The sequence below is a fragment of the Flavobacterium sp. CR10 genome (assembly GCF_055814415.1).
The window spans coordinates 242,123-265,603 of record NZ_CP185985.1 but is presented as its reverse complement, the minus strand read 5'-3'; the positions used below and the strand labels follow the sequence as shown (position 1 = coordinate 265,603).

Annotated in this window: 15 protein-coding genes; 11 read left to right on the top strand and 4 right to left on the bottom strand. The window is 33.2% G+C overall.

Annotated features, from left to right (window positions below):
• Positions 1-150: 150 nt before the first annotated feature.
• Positions 151-2,034 (bottom strand): molecular chaperone HtpG, encoded by a 1,884-nt coding sequence (htpG, locus tag ACNRYB_RS01220; protein WP_473729015.1) that lies wholly within the window; start codon positions 2,032-2,034, stop codon positions 151-153.
• A 203-nt stretch (positions 2,035-2,237) separates the two neighbouring features.
• On the opposite strand from htpG, the gene ACNRYB_RS01215 reads away from it, so the two are divergent.
• The 3 genes from ACNRYB_RS01215 (at position 2,238) to ACNRYB_RS01205 (ending at position 4,516) form a co-directional block, all read left to right on the top strand.
• Entirely contained in the window at positions 2,238-2,744 is a 507-nt protein-coding gene (locus ACNRYB_RS01215; protein WP_473729014.1) for a hypothetical protein, read from the top strand.
• Positions 2,745-2,763: 19 nt separating this feature from the next.
• The gene (locus ACNRYB_RS01210; RefSeq protein ID WP_473729013.1) at positions 2,764-3,459 is read left to right on the top strand and encodes a YiaD family glycine zipper/OmpA-like lipoprotein; all 696 of its coding nucleotides are present in this window, start codon (positions 2,764-2,766) and stop codon (positions 3,457-3,459) included.
• 106 nt (positions 3,460-3,565) lie between these two features.
• A complete protein-coding gene (locus ACNRYB_RS01205) occupies positions 3,566-4,516 on the top strand; it encodes an ABC transporter ATP-binding protein (protein WP_473729012.1) in 951 nt (316 codons plus the stop codon).
• 106 nt (positions 4,517-4,622) lie between these two features.
• Here the strand turns inward: ACNRYB_RS01205 and ACNRYB_RS01200 are convergent, their stop codons facing one another.
• Complete coding sequence (locus ACNRYB_RS01200) at positions 4,623-7,034, bottom strand: alpha/beta hydrolase family protein (RefSeq protein ID WP_473729011.1); 2,412 nt, start codon at positions 7,032-7,034, stop codon at positions 4,623-4,625.
• A 261-nt stretch (positions 7,035-7,295) separates the two neighbouring features.
• Between ACNRYB_RS01200 and ACNRYB_RS01195 the strand changes: the two genes are divergently transcribed.
• The 3 genes from ACNRYB_RS01195 (at position 7,296) to ACNRYB_RS01185 (ending at position 9,835) form a co-directional block, all read left to right on the top strand.
• Positions 7,296-8,303 (top strand): 3-oxoacyl-ACP synthase III family protein, encoded by a 1,008-nt coding sequence (locus ACNRYB_RS01195; RefSeq protein ID WP_008464493.1) that lies wholly within the window; start codon positions 7,296-7,298, stop codon positions 8,301-8,303.
• 357 nt (positions 8,304-8,660) lie between these two features.
• On the top strand, positions 8,661-8,984 hold the full coding sequence (locus tag ACNRYB_RS01190; protein WP_129749001.1) for a GIY-YIG nuclease family protein: 324 nt from the start codon (positions 8,661-8,663) through the stop codon (positions 8,982-8,984).
• A gap of 179 nt (positions 8,985-9,163) precedes the next feature.
• On the top strand, positions 9,164-9,835 hold the full coding sequence (locus tag ACNRYB_RS01185) for a copper homeostasis protein CutC (protein WP_129749000.1): 672 nt from the start codon (positions 9,164-9,166) through the stop codon (positions 9,833-9,835).
• A 97-nt stretch (positions 9,836-9,932) separates the two neighbouring features.
• Here ACNRYB_RS01185 and ACNRYB_RS01180 read toward each other — a convergent pair whose 3' ends face one another.
• Positions 9,933-12,353, bottom strand: a complete 2,421-nt coding sequence (locus ACNRYB_RS01180) for a TonB-dependent receptor (protein WP_473729010.1) — start codon at positions 12,351-12,353, stop codon at positions 9,933-9,935.
• A 332-nt stretch (positions 12,354-12,685) separates the two neighbouring features.
• On the opposite strand from ACNRYB_RS01180, the gene argS reads away from it, so the two are divergent.
• The 3 genes from argS to ACNRYB_RS01165 all read left to right on the top strand — a co-directional run bounded on the left by argS (position 12,686) and on the right by ACNRYB_RS01165 (position 19,560).
• On the top strand, positions 12,686-14,464 hold the full coding sequence (argS, locus tag ACNRYB_RS01175; RefSeq protein ID WP_129748998.1) for an arginine--tRNA ligase: 1,779 nt from the start codon (positions 12,686-12,688) through the stop codon (positions 14,462-14,464).
• Positions 14,465-14,915: 451 nt separating this feature from the next.
• The gene (locus tag ACNRYB_RS01170; protein ID WP_473729009.1) at positions 14,916-18,083 is read left to right on the top strand and encodes a SusC/RagA family TonB-linked outer membrane protein; all 3,168 of its coding nucleotides are present in this window, start codon (positions 14,916-14,918) and stop codon (positions 18,081-18,083) included.
• A 4-nt stretch (positions 18,084-18,087) separates the two neighbouring features.
• Complete coding sequence (locus tag ACNRYB_RS01165; RefSeq protein ID WP_473729008.1) at positions 18,088-19,560, top strand: RagB/SusD family nutrient uptake outer membrane protein; 1,473 nt, start codon at positions 18,088-18,090, stop codon at positions 19,558-19,560.
• 67 nt (positions 19,561-19,627) lie between these two features.
• On the opposite strand, the gene ACNRYB_RS01160 is transcribed toward ACNRYB_RS01165, so the two are convergent.
• Positions 19,628-20,530 carry a DUF6607 family protein gene (locus ACNRYB_RS01160; protein ID WP_343707545.1) on the bottom strand — a complete coding sequence of 301 codons (903 nt, stop codon included), beginning with the start codon at positions 20,528-20,530 and terminating at the stop codon, positions 19,628-19,630.
• A gap of 105 nt (positions 20,531-20,635) precedes the next feature.
• Here ACNRYB_RS01160 and ACNRYB_RS01155 point away from each other — a divergent pair, with 105 nt between their 5' ends.
• Together ACNRYB_RS01155 and ACNRYB_RS01150 are read left to right on the top strand one after the other, a co-directional pair.
• Positions 20,636-22,702 (top strand): TonB-dependent receptor plug domain-containing protein, encoded by a 2,067-nt coding sequence (locus ACNRYB_RS01155; RefSeq protein ID WP_473729007.1) that lies wholly within the window; start codon positions 20,636-20,638, stop codon positions 22,700-22,702.
• A 28-nt stretch (positions 22,703-22,730) separates the two neighbouring features.
• Complete coding sequence (locus ACNRYB_RS01150; RefSeq protein WP_343707543.1) at positions 22,731-23,351, top strand: HmuY family protein; 621 nt, start codon at positions 22,731-22,733, stop codon at positions 23,349-23,351.
• Positions 23,352-23,481 lie beyond the last annotated feature (130 nt).

Sequence of the window (23,481 nt, the reverse complement as noted above, 5' to 3'; positions counted from 1 at the left end):
TTTTTTGTTTAATATTCTGATAATCAAATGTATGTGATGTTCGTTTTTGAGAAAAGGGGAAAATGACCCTTTTTTAAAGAGCTATTTTAGAACAAAAAAAATCCTGCAAAACTTAATTTGCAGGATTTCAGAAATATTATTTTCGAATGATTATTTAATCATTTCAAAACTTCTCTTAACAAACGCTGTAAGCGCTTCGCCTTTTAAAAGGTTTTGAGATAATTTAGCTAAGTCTAAAGCTTGTTTCACTAAATGTTCTTGGTGCGTTTTGTCTTCAGTATTTAAAATGCTTGAAGCCAAGTCAGAATTTGTGTTTACAACCAAATTGTACATTTCTGGCATATTGCCCATTCCGAACATTCCTCCGCCGCCAGTTTGGCTCATTTCTTTCATTCTTCGCATAAACTCTGGCTGCGTGATAATGAAAGGAGCTGCCTGAGAATCCATCGCTTCCAACTGAACGCTATATGCTTTTGGAATGTATGCTTCTAACGAAGTTTTTAAAGCTGCTTTTTCGTCGTCAGATAATTTTGAGATTGTGTTTTCCTCTTTTTTAATCAAGTTGTCAATATGATCAGAGTCAACACGAACAAAAGTTAATCCGCTGTTATCGTTTTCAATTTTTTGGATTAAGTGTGAAATAATCGGAGAATCTAAAAGCAATACTTCGTAACCTTTATCTTTTGCTGCCTCAATATAAGAGTGCTGTGCATCTTTGTTTCCGGCATATAGAACTACAAGTTTGCCGTCTTTATCAGTTTGGTTTTCTTTTAGTTTCTCTTTTAATTCGTCTAAAGTGAAATATTTGTCATCTACAGTTGGGTATAAAACAAATGCACCTGCTTTTTCGTAGAATTTCTCTTCAGAAAGCATTCCGTATTCTAAAACGATTTTAATGTCATTCCATTTTTGCTCGAAATCAGCACGGTTTTCGTTGAATAAAGCTTTTAATTTATCAGCTACTTTACGAGTAATGTAGTTAGAAATTTTCTTAACCGCTCCATCTGCCTGTAAACCAGAACGAGAAACGTTTAACGGAATATCTGGAGAATCGATTACACCTTTTAACATCGTCAAGAATTCAGGAACAATTCCTTCTACGTTGTCAGTAACGTAAACTTGGTTTTGGTACAACTGAATTTTATCTTTCTGGATCTGCATATCTGTACCCAATTTAGGGAAATACAAAATACCAGTTAAGTTAAATGGATAATCTACATTTAAGTGAATGTTGAATAACGGCTCTTCAAACTGCATTGGATACAATTCTCTGTAGAAGTTTTTATAATCTTCATCAGATAATTCAGAAGGCTGTTTTGTCCAAGCTGGATTAGGGTTGTTAATGATGTTGTCAGTTTCAACAGTTTCATTAACGTAATCTTCTGGAGCATCTTCTGGTTTTGGAAGCGTTTCAGTTCTTGTTCCGAATTTAATCGGAATAGGCATGAATTTGTTGTATTTGTTTAATAAACCGCTGATTTTAGAATCGTCTAAGAACTCAAGAGAATCTTCTGCAATGTGAAGAATGATTTCAGTTCCGCGTGAAGTTTTGTCAGCAGGCCCTAAAGTAAACTCAGGACTTCCGTCACATGTCCAGTGTGCAGCTGGCTCATCTTTGTACGATTTTGTAATGATTTCAACTTTTTCAGCTACCATAAACGCTGAATAGAAACCAAGACCAAAATGTCCGATAATTCCAGAATCTTTAGCAGAATCTTTGTATTTGTCCAAAAATTCCTCAGCACCAGAAAACGCTACTTGATTAATGTATTTTTCAACTTCATCAGCAGTCATACCTAAACCTTGATCGATAATGTGGATTTTTTTACCTTCTTTGTCCACTTTTACTTCGATAATCGGGTTTCCGTATTCAACTTTAGCTTCGCCAATGCTGATAAGGTGTTTTAATTTTAAAGTAGCATCAGTACCATTAGAAACAAGCTCACGCAAGAAAATTTCATGGTCGCTGTACAAGAACTTTTTAATTAAAGGAAAAATGTTTTCTACTGAAACATTAATTTTACCTGTTGCCATATTTTTTATTTTTTTGATTTAATTTGATGATTTTCATTTATTCAAATAGAATACCAATTGTTTTTTGGGTGACAAAATGTCGGAAATGTTAATTTTGAAAGAAAATAAATGGATTGTAAAACAAAAAATATCTGAACGAATCGTATATTTGTGGTACAATAATTGTTAAAAAGACAAATATTAATCTAAAAAAATTGTACAAAATGAAGAAGAGTATTTTAATGTGTATGATTGCCGCTCTGTTTTTTGCGTGTAAATCATCTTCGTCCACAACAGCTTCATCTTCTGAGGCTACTACACTTTCAACAAAACTTGACAAGAAAACTCAGGTAGCTCTAAAAGGGAATTGGGTTCTAACTAATGTATCTTATCCAGGCTCAGATTATATCAAAGTGAATTCTTTCGATCTTGCCGATTCTAAATGTTTTATTGGAAGTACTTGGAGTTTTATTTCAAATAATAATAAAGGGAATATGGCTTTGACATCACCAAGTTGTACTGGATTTTCTTCTCCAATTGTATGGAGTATAAACAACCAAGGTTTATTTGTGCTTAAAATTCTTAATGCAGGTGAAAAAGCTAAGAAAGTAAGAGATGGTTATTTGCTAAAAGTTGCTGGTGTGACTGATAACTCTTTTCAGTTGATAGACAATATAAATGTGGGAGGTCAGGTAAAAGATGTGACTTACCAATTTCAAAGAGCTAATTAATATTTTAAAGGTATAAAAAATGAGAAAGATAACGGTTTTAGGATTAAGTAGTTTACTGGTATTAGCTAGCTTTTTTACAAGTTGCGATTCAGTAAAAAATGCAAATAATACACAAAAAGGAGCTGGAATTGGCGCCGTAGCAGGTGGTGTTATTGGTGGTATTTTAGGAAATAATATTGGTAGAGGCGGTAACGCTGCACTAGGAGCTGTAATTGGAGCTGCTGTAGGTGGTGGAACTGGAGCTTTGATTGGTAATAAAATGGATAAACAAGCTCGTGAAATCGATCAAGCTTTGCCAGGTGCTGATGTTGAAAGAGTTGGTGAAGGAATTCACTTGACTTTGAACGAAAATGCAGTTCGTTTTGATACTAACAAATCAACTTTGACTACTCAGGCAAAAGCTAATTTAGATAAATTGATCCCTGTATTCACTGAGTACGGAGATACTAATATTGAAATTTTTGGTTATACTGACAATACAGGAAAACCAGAATATAACTTAACACTTTCAGGACAAAGAGCAGCATCTGTACAAGCTTACTTAGTTTCTAAAGGATTAAAAGCAAGCCGTTTCAAAACTTCAGGATTAGGAATTGCAGATCCAATTGCAACAAATGATACTCCAGAAGGTAGAGCTCAAAACCGTCGTGTTGAATTCTCAATTACAGCAAATGACAAAATGGTAAATGACGCTAAAGCGGAAGCTGGAAAATAATTTCAAAACAAAATAAAATATAAAAAAAGCTGTTTCATAATTGAAGCAGCTTTTTTTTGACTTTAGAAATTAAACATTGTAAATTTGACGTCTCATATTACAACTCATGCTCGACATACAAAATATATCTTTTTCGTACACCGAAAGCCCCGTTATCAAAAACATCTCTTTTTCTATTGAAAAAGGCCAGAACATAGCCATTATTGGCGAGAGTGGCTGCGGAAAAAGTACACTGCTCAAACTAATATACGGACTTTACGATCTAGACGAGGGAAAGATTTTTTATGGGGATAAACCAGTTTTAGGACCAAAATTTAATTTGATTCCAGGAATGCCTTACATGAAATATTTGGCGCAGGATTTTGATTTGTCTCCATACGAGACTGTTGCAGAAAACGTAGGTAAGTTTCTATCGAATGGTTTTGCAAACATGAAAAAACTTCGTGTTCAGGAATTATTAGAAATGGTAGAAATGGATCAATTCTCTAATGTAAAGACCAAATTCTTAAGTGGAGGACAGCAGCAAAGAGTAGCTTTGGTTAGAGTTTTGGCTTTAGAACCAGAAGTCATTTTATTAGATGAGCCATTCAGTCAGATTGATGCTTTTAGAAAAAATGCCTTACGCCGTAATTTATTTCGATACCTAAAACAAAAAGGAATTACCTGTATTATCGCTACGCACGACAGTACCGATGCTTTGTCTTTTGCAGATCAGGCAATCGTAATGCGAAATGGGGAAGTCTTAGTTAAAGACGATCCTTCAAAAATATATGAAGATCCGAAAATTAAATATGTTGCCTCTTTGTTTGGTGAAGTAAATGAAATTCCGACTCATTTATTATTATCATATGAAGACGAAACTCATAAAACATTAGTTTATCCGCATCAATTTAAAATGGTTTCAGAATCAAAATTGATGGTGAAAATTAGGAGAACCTATTTTAGAGGAAGCCATTATTTAATTGAAACCGTTTATAAAAGACAGTTGATTTTCTTTGAAAGCGAAATAGATTTACCGCTCGAACAAGAAGTCTTTTTAGCTTTAAATTATTTATAATTAGGGAATGTCAATTAGAAAATTAGATAATTTCTAATTGTTAAAATAATAAACCCGACAAGTTTTTGAAACTTGTCGGGTTTACTTTTGGAATCAAATTATGAATTTAGTTTTTCAGATACTTTTCTAAAAACTGATCTTGTTCCCATAATAAGTGTAGAATATTTTCTTTGGCCACATAGCTGTGCGATTCTTTTGGAAGAATAACCATTCTTGCTGGCGCTCCTAAACCTTTTAATGCTTGAAAATAACGCTCAGTCTGCAAAGTAAAAGTTCCAGGATTATTATCGGCTTCTCCGTGAACCAATAAAATTGGAGTTTTCATTTTTTCTGCATTCATAAATGGAGACATTGCATTGTAAACTTCTGGAGCTTCCCAGTAATTTCTTTGTTCAGATTGGAATCCGAATGGGGTTAACGTTCTGTTGTAAGCGCCGCTTCTTGCAATTCCGCAAGCAAAAAGATTAGAATGTGTCAATAAATTTGCTGTCATAAATGCTCCGTAAGAGTGTCCGCCGACAGCCACTTTTTTACGGTTTATATAACCTAAAGCATCTACTGCATCGATTGCAGCTGCGGCATTATCAACTAGCTGAGAAATAAAATTATCGTTTGGTTCTGTTGTTCCTTCACCAATAATTGGAAAAGCGGCATCGTCTAAAACCACATATCCTTTTGTAACCCAATATACAAACGATCCATAGTAAGGGAATGTGAATTCGTTAGAATTTTGAGTAGATTGCGAAGCGCTGTTTCTGTCTTTGTATTCTGCAGGATAAGCCCAGATCAATAGCGGCAATTTTTCTTTTTTCGTTTTATCATAACCAGCAGGAAGATATAAAGTTCCTGAAAGGTCCAAACCATCTTTACGTTTGTATTTAATGACTTCTTTGCTAACATTTTTAATGCTTTCAAACGGATTTTTGAAATCAGTCACTTGTGTTAAGCTGTTTTGTTTTTTAATATTTCTGAAATAATAATTAGGATATTCTGTCTTTGACTGAATCTGAACTAATACTTTTCCAGATTTAAAATCTTCAATTTCTAAAATATCTTCTTTTTTGTCTTTGTATGGAGAAGTATAAATGCGTTTTGATTTTAAAGTTTCTAGATTGAATTCGTCCACAAAGGGGAATTGCCCGTCTTTAGTGTAACCTTCTCCAATTCTATACAGGTTATTTTTTTCGATAGCTAAAACATATTTATTGTATGCGTTTTTTCTTGTTTCGAAAACTCCAGGGTCAGAATAAACATCCTGAGAATTTCTATCGGTAATCAGTTTTGGCTGCTGACTTGGGTTTGATGGATTTATTAAAAACGTTTTGGTGTTTCGCGTATCGTACCATTCTTCTGAAAGAACCGCTAAATTGTCATTCCCCCAAGTAATATCACTAAAACGTTGTGGCGTTTTTGCCAACGAAGAAGCGTCTTTATCAAAAGGTGCATCCCAAAGAAAAACTTCGTCTCTAAAGTCAACTTTATTTGCTGGATCACCTTCATCCAAAGCTACAACATAAGATAAAGTTGCAGGTTTGTCGTTTCTCCAAGCCATTTCTCTTTTGCCTTTTCGGACAGCCATAAAACCTTTAGGCATAATTTCATTTAAAGGAACCTCGTTTACTGTTTTAATTTCTCTACCGCTTAAATCGTAAACAATTGTTTTGGATGGAAATCTATTTAATGGGACGACATAAGAAAATGGTTTTTGAATGGTTGTCAGCATAATGTAATTACCATCTGGTGAGATTCTTTCTCCGGCAAACATAGCGGCATCTTTGTATAAAACAGCATCGCCATTTAGTTTCACCTTATATAATTCAGAAGTGATGCAGTTTTCAAAATTAGCTTCGTCGTTTTTGTTTTTCAGCATATCTGGATAGGTTCTGTTTTGCGATTTCTCTCCCGAAGTGTTAGAAATAATTGGTCCCGTTGGAAGATCCTTTTTAGAATCCAAAAGTGGCTTTCTATTTTTAGGAAGCATTTTTACTAAGATAGTTTCATTATCCAAAAACCAGCTAAACGGATTTCCAAGATTTGCATTTACTCTAGCTTCTGTAAGTTTTGTTGCTTGTGCTGTTGCCACATCCAAAACCCAAAGCTCAACACCAGAATTTGTAGTATGCGAGAATAGGATTTTTTTGTCGTTTGGCGACCAAAGAATGTTTGTTATTTTCGGATTTTCAGGAAGGCTTTTAACCTGAATTTCTTCCTTACCACTTATTTTTCTTAGTTTTAGATTGTTTAGATAAGTTACAGTACTTGAAATGTTAGTAACGGGATTAATTCTTAAACCTGCCAAACGAACTTCGTCCTGATTGAGATCATCGAGTGTTTTATAGGTGTTGCGATACATTAGGAGCATGTTTTCTTTTTTGGTATCCATAGATACAGAAGGCGCTCTTTGGTAATCTGCCAAATCTAAAATAGATTTAGAAGGTTTTTGATAAGTCAGATTCTCTTGAGCAAAAGAGAAAAAACTTATATTTAGAAATAAAAACAGCGTAACCTTTAATTTCATAGTATAAATTTTAGGAGTTTGTAATAGTATTCAAAATGTTTGTCTAAAATACTTTTATGTTGTTACATCTTGTATCTGATTTTTAATTTTTTTCAATGTTTATGTCTGAATGCTGTCTTTTCAAGAAGTAAATGATCATAAGTTGCTGTATAATTAGAATATATTAAATTGCTAATAACGAAAAAAATAGTATTTTGTATACGTATATTTTAAAGTATGCGTAAATTTGCAATCCAAATTTTTAATAAATAATAATTGATTATGTATCATTCAAAAATAGCTGGTTTAGGATATTATGTTCCTTCCAATGTGGTGACTAACGATGATTTGTCTAAGATAATGGATACCAATGATGAATGGATTCAGGAAAGAACTGGAATTCAAGAGAGAAGACACATTATTCGTGGAGAAGACACCACGACTTCAATGGGAGTAAAAGCAGCTAAAATTGCAATAGAGCGTTCTGGTGTTGCCAAAGAAGATATTGATTTTGTAGTTTTTGCTACATTAAGTCCAGATTATTATTTTCCAGGACCAGGTGTTTTGGTTCAAAGAGATTTAGGTTTAAGAACAGTTGGAGCATTAGATGTTAGAAATCAATGTTCAGGTTTTGTTTATGCGCTTTCTGTTGCAGACCAATATATTAAAACCGGAATGTATAAAAATATTTTGGTTATCGGTTCTGAGGTTCACTCTACAGGATTAGACATGACTACTCGCGGACGCGGTGTTTCTGTAATTTTTGGAGATGGAGCAGGAGCGGCAGTTTTAAGCCGTGAAGAAGATTTAACAAAAGGAATTTTGTCGACTCATTTACATTCAGAAGGAGAACATGCTGAAGAGTTAGCATTACAAGCGCCAGGAATGGGAGCGCGTTGGGTAACAGATATTATTGCGGACAATGATCCAAATGACGAAAGTTATTATCCTTATATGAATGGACAATTTGTGTTTAAAAATGCAGTAGTTCGTTTTGCAGAAGTAATCAATGAAGGATTAGAAGCAAATGGGCTGCAGGTTTCAGATATTGATATGTTGATTCCACATCAAGCAAACTTGAGAATTTCACAATTCATTCAGAACAAATTTAAATTGACAGACGATCAAGTTCATAATAATATCCAGAAATACGGAAACACAACAGCAGCATCTATTCCGATTGCTCTGACAGAAGCTTGGGAACAAGGAAAAATCAAATCTGGAGATACTGTAGTTTTAGCAGCTTTCGGAAGTGGATTTACTTGGGCAAGTGCTATTATTAAATGGTAAAATAATCATCTTACATTTATATTTTTTAAAACCTGCTTCTTATTGGGAGCAGGTTTTTTTATAGAGATTTGTCAGGCTGAGCGGAGTCGAAGCCCACGTCCCAATAGGAGTGCCCTTCGACTCCGCTCAGGGAGACAAAAATTGTACATATTGGTATGTGGTTTGTCAGGTTGAGCGGAGTATAACCCTCGTTTCAATAGGAGTGCCCTTCGACTCCGCTCAGGAAGACAAAGATTGAACATATTATTATGTGGTATGTCAGGCTGAGCGGAGTCGAAGCCCTCGTTCCAAGTACCCACTTTTATCATTTTCTTTGAATTAATTTTCTTACTTTTATTTTTTTTGAAAATAGAAATTATGAAAATATATTATGTATACATTTTGAAATGTTCTGATGGAAGTTATTATACAGGAATGACAAATGATATAAATAGAAGACTAAATGAACACAATTATGGTTTAAACAAAGAAAGCTATACATTTAATAAAAGACCTTTAGAGTTGGTATTTTGCACAGAGTTCAATGATGTAACGCAAGCCATCGCATTTGAAAAGCAAGTAAAAGGCTGGAGCAGAAAAAAGAAAGAAGCTATAATAAAAGATAAATGGGAAGATTTGAAAAAACTTTCTCAATGTTTGAATAAAACAACTCATGAAAATTTTAATAAAAAGGATGTTTAGTAGTAAATTAGCAGTCGATTTTGCTCAGTAGAATATAAGCGACTTGTCAGGCTGAGCGGAGTCGAAGCCCACGTTCCAATAGGAGCGCCCTTCGACTCCGCTCAGGGTGACAAAGATTGGACATAATTGTTTTGAAGTTTGTAAGGCTGAGCGAAATGGAGCCCTTTAATAAAATCAAAATGAAAAAAAATCAACTAGAAATAGCTTGCTTTAATTACGAATCGGCGTTAATTGCTCAAGCAAATGGTGCGGACAGAATTGAACTATGTGAAAACATGAAACTGGGAGGAACTACTCCAAATTCTATTTTGGTAGTGAAAGTGCGTGAAAGTTTAAATATAAAAATGCATGTTATTATAAGACCTCGAGGTGGTGATTTTGTTTATTCGGATGAAGAACTTACTGAAATGAAGCAGGATATTAAGCACTATAAAAAACTAGGCGTTGACGGTTTTGTTTTCGGAATCTTAAAGGAAAACGGAAAAGTAAATAAAAAGCAAAATAAAGAATTAGTGCATCTAGCGCATCCGCTGTCGTGTACTTTCCACCGCGCTTTTGATGTGGTTAAAAATCCTGAAAAGTCTCTTGAAACGGTAATTGATTGCGGTTTCAAAACAATTCTGACTTCTGGTCAAGGAGTAAATGTAGAGGAAGGAATTTTGGCACTAGCAAGACTTCAGGAATTGGCTGGAGATCGAATAGAAATTATGCCAGGTGGTGGTTTACGATCTTCAAATATAAAATTGTTGCAAGATAAATTAGATCTGACTTTTTATCATTCTTCAGCAATCACCGATAATTCTGAAATTGCAAATCCAGAAGAAATAAAAGAATTACGAAACTTTTTATAAATATCTACAAAAAACAAAAAAAGTCTGGAGTGGCATCTCCAGACTTTTTTTTACAAGAAATATTTAAAAATTATTAAAAAAATCTTTTTAGGTAAGATTAGAACATTCCGCCTCCACCTTTGTTAGTATTGTCGTCTCTTTGTTTACGCTGTAAATTTTTGATTTTTCCGCCTCCAAAATTGTAAGTTAAACCAAAATAGACTGTTTGGCTTTCCCATTTGAACTGCCCAGCTTGAGGGTAAGGATTTTCGGTATCAAAAGCATATTTCATAGTATTAAAGACATCATTGAAACGAACACTTAAATTCATTTTGTTGTCTAATAATGTATATCGTGTACCAATATCCATTTTGTACATTTCGTGACTATTGTTCTGAAGTCCATCTGTTGCACCTCTATAGAATCCGAAAGCTAAGAAACTTAAACGTTTGTTTACTTTAAAGTTAGAGTTCATACGTCCATTAAATGCGGCAACAGTAACCGTTTTGTTCTTAGGTCCAATTTGATTTTCTTCTGGAATAAAACCATATATAACTCCTGATTGATCAATGCTTGAGAAATCAATCGATGGCTGAATATCCCACCATTTTGTGATTTTATAATTAAATGACATTTCAAATCCATAAGCAGTATTATGATCAAAATTTGTATAACTCATAATTTGCTTTTGCTCACTTGCATCGTTAGGATCAGGATATAAAATTCTACTAATTTGGTCATTAATGCTTCTCACGAAAACCCCTGCCGTAAAACTTCCTTTTTCAAGAGTTTTAGTATAATTTACTTCAATTGAGTTGGTGAACTGAGGTCTTAGGTCAGGATTTCCTATCGAAGTAACTAACGGAGTAGCAAATTCACGAATAGGTTTTGTCTGCTCTAAACTAGGGCGGTCAACACGACGGCTGTAGCTTAACTGTAAAGTATTTTTCTCAGTGATATTGTATGTTAAATAAGCTGATGGATACAAAGTAATGTAATCATCATCAAATTTATCTTTACCATAATTTAAGTTGGCTTGAACTTTATAGCTTTCAAAACGTGCACCTACTTGATAGCTTAGTTTTTTGAATTTTTGTCCAAATGTTACATAAGCAGAATAAATATCTGTGTCATAAGTATAGTGAGACGTTTGATCCGCAACAGGTAGCAAAGGATTTCCGGTAATATAATCGTTTTCTGTTCTCGTAATTCTTGCTTCAGCACCAGCTTCAAGCGTTGTTTTTTCGTTTAACGGATTAACATAATCTACGTTTATTGTGCTTAATTTTCTGGTTCCTTTCAAATAATCTTCATAGAAGACATTCCCTGCAGTATTGTCTATTTTTGTCGTTTCAGTATCAAAAGAAGCATTTTGAGTTTCTTTATTGTCACTATAGTTGGCTTCAAAATCTAAAGTGTGACCTTCTTTTTTGAAGATGTGTTTGTATGCTAAATTGTATGTTCCAACCTGATCTGGCCCCCAATATCTTGATTTTTGAAAGATATTCGAAATATCAGAACCAGTTACATTATTGTAATCAATATTAGTGTCCACATAACCTTTTCCTGTAGATTTATTCTGGTTAGTATAGATAGATAAAGTATTGTGGTCATCGATTAAATAATCCATCCCGATTTTGTATAAGTAAGAATCATTATCATTTAGTACATCTATATTTTGAGTAATATCTTGATCAAATCTTTGGATAAAACCTTTGTTATGATATTTTCCGAAGTTTTGTCCCACATTCCCAAAGAAATTTACTTTTCCAGTTTTATAGTTTAAATCTAAAGACTGATTATATTTTGCAGTTTCACCAAAAGTAATACCGCCACTGTAGCTTCCGTTAAAACCAGTGTTTGCATTTTTATGCAAAATAATATTAATGATTCCAGACATTCCTTCTGGATTATATTTGGCGCTTGGGTTCGTGATTAATTCAATTTTCTTGATAGAAGTTGAAGGAATCTGTTTCAATAATTGAGCAGGATCAATATTCGTTGGACGTCCGTCAATTAATACACGAACATTATCATTTCCGCGAAGCGAAAGTTTTCCATCCTGATCTACATTCACAGAAGGAATATTATTCATAATATCTGATGCGGAAGCTCCAGCTGTAGTTAAATCTTTACCAACATTAACTACTTTTCTATCGATTTTTTGTTCAATAGTAGAACGTTCAGCAACAATGTTAACACCTTTAAGTTGAGTAGCTTCTTCTTCAAGAGCAACATTTACAGTTGCCGTTTTTTTGTTTTCGCTCAAAAGTACAGAACCAATATATTTTCTAAATCCGATATATTGAATTTCGATAGTATAGCTTTTTAAAGCAATATTTTTAAATGAAAAGTCCCCGTTGTCATCTGTATTAACACCAGAAACTACTTTTCCATTTTCTTTTAGCGAAACTGTTGCATAAGAAATGGGTGCGTTGTTTGACTTCTCTGTAATTTTTCCAGAAACACTTCCAGTATTCTGGGCCTGTGCAGTTGCAATTATTCCTAATAATGCAAACAGAAAGAATTTTAATTTCATGATTTTTTTACTGATTATTTTTGATTTGATTGATGATGATTTCGTTTTGTTAGTTTTTCTTTTTTTTTGTTTTTTCCTGACTTCAAAAAATTAAAGTCTCTATTAAGACTCTTTTGCGGTTGATATGTTACAAGAAATTATAGAAAAAAAAATATTTTTTTTTCTCATTGGCTGTTTTGTAAGAGATTAGGGTTTTGATTTTTTGATAATTTTAACAATTAAAAAATGCGCTTTTTTGTCAAATTGCAACTCTTTTCTCGAATTTAATATGTTTTTGATTTTCTCTAATTGATGAATAAGCAGTATCTTTGCTCACTTTAAAATAAGTTTACATGTCATTACAACAAATTCTTACACCTTCTATACAAAAAGCAATACAAGCATTATTTGATGTTACTGTTGATAAAATCGAGTTTCAAACTACTAGAAAAGAGTTTGAAGGAGATATTACAATGGTAATTTTTCCTTTATTGAAAGTGATTAAAAGCAATCCAGCTGAATTGGGGAATAAAATTGGAAATTATCTAGTTGAAAATGTTTCTGAAGTTGCTCGCTTTAATGTAGTTTCTGGTTTCTTGAATATTGTAATTTCAGACAGTTATTATGTGAATTTCTTTAACGGAATTAAAGACCAGAAGCAGTTCGGTTTTGTGGCTCCAAGTCCAGATGAAAAAGCAGTTATGGTAGAATATTCTTCTCCAAACACTAACAAACCTTTGCACTTAGGACACGTTCGTAACAATTTGTTAGGATATTCTGTTGCAGAGATTTTAAAAGCTTCTGGAAAAAAAGTGTACAAAACGCAAATTATCAACGATCGCGGAATCCATATCTGTAAATCGATGTTGGCTTGGGAGAAATTCGGAAACGGAGAAACTCCTGAAACTTCTGGTTTAAAAGGAGATAAATTGGTCGGTAAATATTATGTAGAGTTTGATAAAGCTTACAAAAACGAAATTAACGGTTTGGTAGAAGCTGGTAAAACTGAAGAAGAAGCCAAAAAGCAAGCTCCAATTATTATTGAAGCGCAAGATATGCTTAAGAAATGGGAAGCTGGTGATGAAAAAGTGATTGCACTTTGGAAAAAAATGAACGAATGGGTTTATGAAGGTTTTGCTACAACTTATACGAATCTAGGAGTTGATTTTGATAGATATTACTACGAAAGCAATACTTATCTATTAGGGAAAGATGTTGTTCAGGTAGGTTTGGATAAAGGAGTTTTTGAAAAAGATCCTGATGGCTCTGTTTGGATTGATTTGACTGACGAAGGTCTTGATCGTAAAATCGTCTTACGTTCTGACGGAACAGCGGTTTACATGACGCAAGATATCGGAACAGCGATTCAGCGTGTAAAAGATATGCCAGATGTTGGAGGAATGGTTTACACTGTAGGAAACGAGCAAGATTATCACTTCAAAGTGTTATTCTTAATCTTGAAAAAATTAGGATTTGACTGGGCTTCAAGCTTATATCACTTATCATACGGAATGGTAGATTTGCCTTCTGGAAAAATGAAAAGCCGTGAAGGAACTGTTGTAGATGCAGACGATTTGATGCAAGATATGACCGATACAGCAAAACAGATTTCAGAAGATTTAGGAAAACTAGACAGCTATTCTGACGAAGAAAAAGCAAAATTGTACAAAACAATTGGTTTAGGAGCTTTGAAATATTACATTTTAAAAGTAGATCCTAAAAAACGTATTCTGTTCAACCCAGAAGAGTCTGTAGATTTTGCTGGAAATACAGGTCCGTTTATCCAATACACATATGCTAGAATTCAGTCCATAATTCGTAAAGCTGACTTTGATTTTTCTAACAAAATTGAAATTGAAGAACTGCACGAGAAAGAAAAAGAATTGGTAAAACAAATCGAGCTTTTCCCAGAAGTAATTCAGAATGCGGCTCAAAATCATAGTCCGGCATTAATTGCGAATTATACTTATGATTTAGTAAAAGAATATAACTCGTTTTACCAATCAGTACATATTTTAGGAGAAGTAGACCTGACTAAAAAAATATTCAGAGTGCAGCTTTCTCAAAAAGTTGCTGAGGTAATTAAATCTGCATTTCATTTGCTAGGAATTGAAGTTCCAGAAAGAATGTAAGAAATTAAAATACAGTTAAAAGAAAAAGCCAATAGTTTTTAAACTATTGGCTTTTTTTATTGCTTTTTTGGCTTCTATGGCGTTTTTGTAGTCTCATTCTTAGGTAATTTTGCACTGGCTTTTGTAAGTATTACAATGCAAGTGATAAAGTTTTAAGTCAATTCTTCTAATATTCATTTTTAACTATTTTGAATTAGTACGCTTTTAGTTGAGATGAAAAGAATGAAAAAACCATCTATATACTGGATGGTTTTTATTCTTAATTAAAGTTCAGTAATTAATTTCCTTCTCCAATAAGCTATCATAAAAAGCTTTTTTAATATCGCATAAGTTATTTAGTATGTAATTTGTAGTATTAATATTTCAAATTATAATGTTAAAAGTAAATTGATTCTTGTTAAAATTATTTTAATTTTTTAAGTTCGCCCTCTCTAATTAAAAAAACAAAATAATGAAACAAAAATTAAAAGGACTTATAATGCTTTTTTTCATTCTGATTCTGCAGTCAAGCATTGCTCAGGAGAAAAAAATTACAGGAGTGGTTTCGGATGCAAATGGTCCAATTCCAGGAGTAAATGTAATGGTCAAAGGCACAAAAACTGGAGTACAATCAGATTTTGATGGGAAGTATGTAATAAATGCTAAAACTGGAGATATTTTGACTTTTTCATACATGGGATTCAAAGATGTTAATTTGACTGTTGGATCTGGTTCTGTTCTAAATGCTAAGATGCAAGAAGACGGAAAAGAGTTGGATGAGGTTGTAGTAGTTGCTTATGGTACAGCAAAAAAGACATCTTATGTAGGGTCTGCTACTCAAATAAAATCAGAGCAATTGGAGAACAGGCCTTTAACAAATGCTCTTTCTTCTTTAGAAGGAGCGACATCTGGTGTCCAAATTCAAAGTTCTGCTGGACAGCCTGGTGCAGCTCCAGAAATTAGAATCCGTGGTTTTAGTTCAATTAATGGATCAAATACTCCTTTGTATATAGTAGACGGTGTTCCATATGCTGGGGATATAAGTAATTTAAATTCAAGTGATATTGAAAGTTTAAGTGTTTTAAAAGACGCTTCTTCAACATCTTTATATGGTTCAAAAGCAGCGAATGGCGTAATTATTATTACCACAAAATCAGGAAAGTCGCAAAAGGATAAATTTTCCCTTAATGTAAGTACTGGAATGACCTCTCGATCTATTAAAGATTATAAAAGGGTAAATGCTTTTGATTATTATCCTTTAGAATGGGAAGCAATTAGAAATAGTCGCCCTATGGGCAATCAATCAGAAATAGATGCAGCAAATCTTTATGCGTCTGCTAGAGTACCTGTTGTATTAGTTACCAACCCATTTGATGTTCCTAGTGGAAGCATAGTTGGAACCGATGGCAAATTAAATCCTAATGCAAAGTTAATGTATCCTCAAGATCTTGATTGGGCAAAACAATTGGAAAGAGCCGGAGTTCGTAAAAATGTAGATTTCTCTTATCAAGGAAAATCTGAAAAATCAAACTACTTTGCCTCTTTAGGTTATTTGGACGAAGAAGGATACATACAGAAATCAGGTTTTGAAAGAACAACGGGAAGGCTAAATTTAAATACAAGTTTAAAAGAATGGTTTAAAACAGGTGTAAATATATCAGGAACTTTGACTAATTCGAAATTAGGAACTGATGGAGTTGAAAATACCAGTTCATTCAAAAATCCATTTAGAACTATAAGAACAATGGGACCGATTTATCCTGTTTTTGATCATACGACAAATGGCGATTATGTGCTTGACGCAAATGGCGATCGAATTTATTCGACTGTTAGAGGTTCAGGAGCATCAAATGGGCGCAACGTTGTTTATGAAACTTTAAATGATACTGATGTAGTAAAAGGATTAGCGCTTTCAGCAAGAACTTTTTTTGAAATTTCATTTACTAAAGATTTAAAGTTCACAACAAATGCTTCTATTGACAAAACATATCGAAATAGAACTTATTCTTACAATACTGAAATTGGGGATGGAGCGCCAACTGGATTAATGGCAAAAGAGGATAAAGTTCTAACTGGAATTACTTATAACCAGCTTTTGAACTACTCTAAGAAAATAGGAGAACATTCATTCAATATATTACTAGGGCATGAAAGTTTCGATTATGAAACAAATTGGACCAGTAGCAGTAAAACAGGTCAAGTAACGCCGGATATTATTGAATATGTTAACTATGCAACAACTACAGGTTTGACTTCTTTTACAAGAAATTATGCAACAGAATCATACTTCTCAAGAGCCGGTTATGATTACATGAATAAGTATATTTTTTCAGCATCATTAAGAAGAGATGGATCCTCAAAATTTGCGGAGAATAATCGTTGGGGTAACTTCTGGTCTTTAGGCGGTGCGTGGGTGATTTCTAAAGAAAATTTCTTAAAGAATTATACTTGGCTTGATGATTTGAAATTTAGAGCTTCGATCGGACAAGTTGGAAATGATTCTCATATAATTGGCGATACTAATGATGCGGGCTCAAAAATTAATGGTTTAAATTACTATGTTAGCCAGCCTACTTATAGTTTAGGTTATGATAATGGAAGTGAAGGCGGTATTGTAACTTATGCTGCAGCTGCGCCAGATTTAAAATGGGAAGTTAATACTCAAAAAGATATTGCTGTAGAGTTTGGTCTGTTCAAAAACAGATTAAAGGGAAGTGTGGAGTATTATAATAGAAATACTGACGGGTTAATTTTTTCAGTTCCTAATCCTTTGTCTTCGGGTCTAGACAATAGAGTAGAAAATATTGGTTCTATGGTCAACAAGGGGATTGAAATTTCATTAGATGGTGTTATCATTAAAACAAATGATTTTTCTTGGAATTTAAATGTCAATGCGTCAACAATTAATAATAAAATTACAGAACTTCCTCAAGGAGAAATTATTAACGGAAGTAAAAAACTTTCAGTAGGACATTCAATTTATGATTATTGGTTAAGAGATTGGTATGGTGTTGATCCTTCGGACGGATACGCCTTATTTGTAGCAGATCCAAAATTTGTAAATTCAAGTGATACTTCAATAAGAATTGTAAATGGTGTAAATGTGACTACAGATCAAAATAAAGCATTATACCATTATGCGGGTTCAGCTATTCCAGATTTGTTTGGAAGTTTTGGAAATACATTTAAATATAAAGGACTGCAATTAGATGTAATATGCTCATATCAAATAGGAGGACAAATGTATGACACTAATTATGCTGTTTTAATGCATACTGGTAATAATTATGGATCTGCTTTAAGTACAGACATTTTTAGAAGATGGCAGAAGCCTGGTGACATAACTGATGTGCCTCGATTGGATGTCAATAGAAATACTCCAGCAAGTGCAGCTTCTGATAGATGGCTAATAGGTTCTGATTATTTATCATTAAGACAAGTCAATTTATCATATAAGATGCCTTCAGAGTTTATATCAAAATTCGAAATAGATAATGCTTCGGTATATATAAACGGAGAAAATTTAATGCTGTTTACAAAGCGTCAAGGGATGGATCCAACTCAAACTTTTAATGGAACAACTCAAAATAGATATATACCATCAAGAGTAATTTCGTTAGGAGTGAATTTAAATTTTTAATATTATGAAATCAAATTATATAAAAGTATTATTCGCATTTATAGTGCTAACTTTTTTAGGCTCATGCTCTGATGATTTTTTAGATAAAAAGCCAACTGAATTTGTTGACTACGAAGGAGCAACAAAAACAACTGAGAATTTAATGACACTTTTGAATGGCATTCATAGATCTTTATATGTTAGTTATGAGGATCAGAGTCAAGGAGGTTTAGGAGGTTTAATGGAACAAATTGATATTGCAGGTGACGATGTAGTTTTTCCAATTACTAATGGATGGTTTTTGACAGTGTATAATTGGAGCGCAATGAACAATGAAAATTCGACAGAACTCCGTTTTGCATATAGAACCTATTATAGAATTATTAGAAATGCGAATACAATAATAAATGCGACAGATGCTGCAATTGGTTCCGATGCTGATAAGAAAATTGTAAAAGGACAAGCTTTGCTTTACCGAGCATTTTGTCACTATCAATTGGTACAGTTATTTGGTAAAAGATATGTAAATGGTGAAACAAATTCTCAGCTTGGTGTGCCAATTGTCTTGACTGTAGGAAATGATAAATTTCCACGCTCAACAGTTGAAGAAGTTTATGCTCAAATAAATAAAGATTTAGATGAGGCTAATGTTTTATTAATAGGTTACACAAAACCGAATAATTCACATTTAGATTTGAAAGTGGCTCAAGGCTTAAAAGCCAGAGTAGCTTTGACGCAGGGGAATTGGTCAATTGCGGCCGAATATGCAAATAAAGCTAGAGCCGGTAAGACCTTAATGCCAATGGCAGAATATACTTTGGGTTTTAATGATTTTAATAACAGAGAATGGATGTGGGGAAGCCATATTAATGAAGTACAAACAACATATTTTGCAAACTTCGGAGCTTATATGTCTAGGAATTTTAGTTCAACAGTAATTCGTTCTTGTCCAAAGGCAATTAACAGTAAGCTATATAATATGATTCCTTCTACAGATGTTCGTTCTGCTATATTTGATAAAACTGGAAAACATACTGCATTAGCACTTCCTTCGAATTTTGCGAAATTCCCTTATACCAGCCAAAAATTTTTAGCTATAAGTACTGGAGATAGCAGATGTGATGTCCCATATATGCGTGTTGCAGAAATGTATTTAATAGAAGCAGAAGCAAAAGCAAGACTTGGAAATGCAGATGCGGCTAGCATACTTTTTGAATTTGAAAAAACAAGAAATCCTTCATATACATTATCAACAAATTCTGGACAAGCATTAGTTGATGAAATTTTACTTCAAAGAAGGATTGAGTTGTGGGGAGAAGGCTTTAGATTCTACGATTTAAAACGCACAGATTCTCCTCTTGACAGAACTGGTTCAAATCATGATATAGGTATTACAAATGGAGTTTTAACTGCTGTTTCTTCAGATAAAAGATGGCAATGGTTGATTCCAAAAGCAGAAATAGATGCAAACCCACTAATAGTTCAAAACCCATTATAATAAAATTGAAAGTAAAAAAAGCCTGAAGTTTCAAAACTTCAGGCTTTTTTACAACAACTAATTCTAATTACTTAACAAATTTGTCAATGATTTTATCTGTTTCTGCTTTTGCAGTATCTGGTTTCAAGTCAAATAAAAGAGAATAAAGAGCTTTTCTGTCCACTTTAGCCTCTAAGTTTAAGTCTTGGTGTCTGTCAAAAAGAGTTTGCCATTTGTCACGAACATTTTTCCAAAGCGCATTATTTTCTTTCCACCATTTTTGTCCAGCAATACATTTAGAATCATCTACTTTAGTGTAAACGTCAAATCCTTTTTCTTGAGCTAATAAAACATCTTTTCCAGTATCGTCGCGAACTAATTTATCATTGTCTTGCTCATGATTCCACCCTGTAGCAGTGATTTCGTGGATGTTTCTTCTTTTCAAAACGTTATAATCGTTACGTTTTGTCTGCTCTCTTCTTGGAAGCGGAGCATCTGCAACATTTGCCCAATAATCTTGCCCATCAACATGTACCCATGTTGAAGACCCTTCATATCTTGGGCTATCATCTACCTGATATACTTTTTGAGTCCACTGGCCTTTAACCGCTTTTTTGTCTAATTTCTTGTACTTCCAAGAATTGCCTTTATCAAAAGTATATAAGTCTGTGTTTTCGTATAGCCAATCTTGTCTCCAGTGTTTGATGATCATATCAGGACTTACAATAAGTAAATGCTGCATCACAATTTTGTTAGGAGTATCTTCTAATAACTCTACCCACTCTAAAGCAGATTCGTGTTTGGTCTCAGAAGGTTTATAAGTAAGAGAATCTTTTGGATATGAGAAAGTTTCTGTGAAGTTAAACTTTACCTCATAACAACCACACATTGATTTAATTGATTTTATGTCTTGTTGTTTTTTGTCCTGACTAAAACCAAGACTACATGTTAAAGCCATAGCGGCTGACAAAAAAAGGCTTTTTGAAATCATAACTTATTGTTTTGTTTTTAAAATTTTCGCAAATATATAAATTTTATTTAGAACAATTAAAAATAGTTATATATTTGCCTCGATTATTAAGACTGAATAAAAATAATGAATTTTAAAATTACTCTTTTTGCTGTTGTGCTTTTTTGTCAAATTTCTGTTTCTCAGGAGGTTCAAAAAGATAGTGTGGAAACAAATGAATTATCAGAAGTTAAAGTTACTACTGCAACTAGAACAGAAAGAGTACTTTCGTCATTGCCTTTGCCCATGACAATTATTACATCTGAAGCGATTATGAAGTCAGGCGTTACAAGATTAAATGAAATTTTAAACGAGCAAACCGGTATTATTTTAATTCCTGACGAAAGTGGTTTTGAAGGAATTCAAATGCAGGGATTGGATGCAGCTTATACCATGATTTTAATTGATGGAGTGCCGTTAGTAGGAAGAAGTGCAGGAGTTTTGGATTTATCAAGGGTTTCTGTGGGAAATATAGAAAGAATTGAAATTGTTAAAGGAGCTTCTTCAGCATTGTATGGTTCTGAAGCAATGGGAGGAGTAATAAATGTAATTACAAAAAGGCCTAAGAAAGATACTTTTACAGGAAGCCTTTCTTATCGATACGCAACTTTTAATACCAATGATGCTAACACAAATTTGCTGTGGAAAAAGAAGAAATTCTCAGCTAATCTTTTTGCTAATTTTTATTCTACAGATGGTTATGATTTAGATAAAAGTACACCATTAAAAAATGTAGAGCCATTTTATAATTTTACAATCCAGCCTAAAATATATTACGATTTTTCGGAGAATTTAAAGTTAATTGTAAATAACCGTTTTTACGATATGAAAATGGATAACGTAGCAATTATCGATTCTGAAAACTACAAAGGTGATGCAAAAGAAAAAGAATGGAATTCGCAAATTAAATTTGAGCATAAATGGAGCTCAAAAGTGTATTCTGAATATGAGTTTTATACTACAAATTACAAAAATGATTCCTTTTTAAATGATAAGAATAACGCTCTTTATGAGAGTGCCTATTACAATCAATGGTTAGTTCGGCCAGAAATTCGAACAACACTTTCATTAAAAAATGATAAACTGACAGGTGGAGTTGGATTAAATTATGAGACTTTAGATAGAACCTATTTTGAAAAGCAAGTAAATTTTAATTCCCAATATATTTATCTGCAATACGATTACAATCCAACCGAAAAATGGAATGTTCTTGCTGGATTTAGATATGATAATCATAGTGAATATGCCTCCCAGTTTAGTCCAAAATTAGCAGTCAATTATAAGATTAATGAAAATTTTTCTCTAAAATCTTCTGTAGGCTATGGATATAAAGCGCCAGATTTTCGTCAATTGTATTTCGACTTTACAAATCCGTCAGTTGGATACACGGTTTTGGGATATAATGTTGCAGAAGACCGCTTAAATCAGCTTGAAAAGCAAGGCCAACTTTTGTCTAGAGTAGATGGAGTAAATTTTGGAGAACCGTTGAAACCAGAAAGCTCAATAAATGTCAATTTTGGAACTTTTTATAAGAGAAATAAATTAAGATTAGACGTAAATGCTTTCTATAATTCAATAGAGAACTTGATTGATACCCGAGTTGTTGCCCAAAAAACGAATGGTCAGAATGTCTTCAGTTATTTTAATATTAGTAAAATCTTTACCTATGGTCTAGAGTTTAATTCAACTTATGATTTTACAAAACAATTATCAGTATCATTTGGGTATCAGTTTTTAACAGCAAAAGACAAATCGGTTCTAGATAATTTCGAAAATTACCATTACATCCGCAACTCAGATTTGCAGACCATTCAGATTAAAAAATCCGATTATTTTGGATTGTTTAACAGATCAAAACATACTGCCAATGTTAAGTTAGCCTACACTATACCTAAAATTAAGACCGACATCAATTTGCGTGTTTTTTACAGAAGCAAATACGGAATGTTTGATACAAACGGTAATCAGATGCTTGACAAATATGACACATTTGTTGATGGCTACTTTTTAACAAACCTGTCAATTTCAAAATATATCGCAGATAAATTTATGCTTCAAGCTGGAGCCAATAATCTATTTGATTTTACAGATCCTAGCCAAATTAGCAATTTGGCAGGTCGACAGTTTTTTGCACGAATTCAATATAATTTTTAATCAATATTTATTTAACACCATTTTCAAAATGAAAACAAAATTCTTAAAACTTTCGCTTTTAGCATTATTTATTTTTACAGCATCTTGCAGCAGCGATGATGATAAAAAAGAAGTAGCACCAGTGGTAACTACAAAAGTTTCTAATATTGCTGCGCCTCAGACAGGCGGTCAGGGACAACCAGCAGGTGGAGCATTTGCAAAATTTAGTTTTTCTCAAAATAAGTTGGTAACAGACAATAGCTGGGATATTGCTTTCCGTGGGACTACAATCATTGTAAATGGAGGAGCTAAAATTGGTCTTACAGATGAACCAGAAAGAACAGGATCTGGCGCAGTAAGCATTGTGTCTGGTACATTTGCTAGTGTAACTGCATTTCCTGCGGCAAGTACTTTTGCTCAAGATGCATCAACAGTTTATTCAATTCCGACAGGAAGCGGAAAAGGTTGGTATTCTTATAATGCAGAAACTCATATTATTTCTCCTATTGCAGGAAAAGTATTTGTAGTAAAAACACACGATGGTAAATATGCAAAATTTGAAATATTGAGTTATTATAAAGATGCACCTGCAAGTCCAACATTAACTTCTGAGTCGCCATACTACACTTTTAATTTCGCTTACCAGGCAAATAGCACTACTACATTCTAATAAAACTAATAATCTCGAATAGATTTTTTATATAGGGTACTTTTAAAAACATCAAAAATCTAGTCAATCATTAGCTTTGTTTTTTTTATTTTTTTTTGATAAGGAGGTTAGAATTTTTCTAACCTCTTTT

Bases quoted from the DNA above. Each gene is read 5' to 3' on its own strand.
- ACNRYB_RS01205 (WP_473729012.1), top strand. From the start codon at position 3,566: ATGCTCGACATACAAAATATATCTTTTTCGTACACCGAAAGCCCCGTT.
- htpG (WP_473729015.1), bottom strand. From the start codon at position 2,034: ATGGCAACAGGTAAAATTAATGTTTCAGTAGAAAACATTTTTCCTTTA.
- argS (WP_129748998.1), top strand. From the start codon at position 12,686: ATGTCATTACAACAAATTCTTACACCTTCTATACAAAAAGCAATACAA.
- ACNRYB_RS01195 (WP_008464493.1), top strand. From the start codon at position 7,296: ATGTATCATTCAAAAATAGCTGGTTTAGGATATTATGTTCCTTCCAAT.
- ACNRYB_RS01150 (WP_343707543.1), top strand. From the start codon at position 22,731: ATGAAAACAAAATTCTTAAAACTTTCGCTTTTAGCATTATTTATTTTT.
- ACNRYB_RS01200 (WP_473729011.1), bottom strand. From the start codon at position 7,034: ATGAAATTAAAGGTTACGCTGTTTTTATTTCTAAATATAAGTTTTTTC.
- ACNRYB_RS01170 (WP_473729009.1), top strand. From the start codon at position 14,916: ATGAAACAAAAATTAAAAGGACTTATAATGCTTTTTTTCATTCTGATT.
- ACNRYB_RS01180 (WP_473729010.1), bottom strand. From the start codon at position 12,353: ATGAAATTAAAATTCTTTCTGTTTGCATTATTAGGAATAATTGCAACT.
- ACNRYB_RS01215 (WP_473729014.1), top strand. From the start codon at position 2,238: ATGAAGAAGAGTATTTTAATGTGTATGATTGCCGCTCTGTTTTTTGCG.
- ACNRYB_RS01185 (WP_129749000.1), top strand. From the start codon at position 9,164: ATGAAAAAAAATCAACTAGAAATAGCTTGCTTTAATTACGAATCGGCG.
- ACNRYB_RS01165 (WP_473729008.1), top strand. From the start codon at position 18,088: ATGAAATCAAATTATATAAAAGTATTATTCGCATTTATAGTGCTAACT.
- ACNRYB_RS01155 (WP_473729007.1), top strand. From the start codon at position 20,636: ATGAATTTTAAAATTACTCTTTTTGCTGTTGTGCTTTTTTGTCAAATT.
- ACNRYB_RS01190 (WP_129749001.1), top strand. From the start codon at position 8,661: ATGAAAATATATTATGTATACATTTTGAAATGTTCTGATGGAAGTTAT.
- ACNRYB_RS01160 (WP_343707545.1), bottom strand. From the start codon at position 20,530: ATGATTTCAAAAAGCCTTTTTTTGTCAGCCGCTATGGCTTTAACATGT.
- ACNRYB_RS01210 (WP_473729013.1), top strand. From the start codon at position 2,764: ATGAGAAAGATAACGGTTTTAGGATTAAGTAGTTTACTGGTATTAGCT.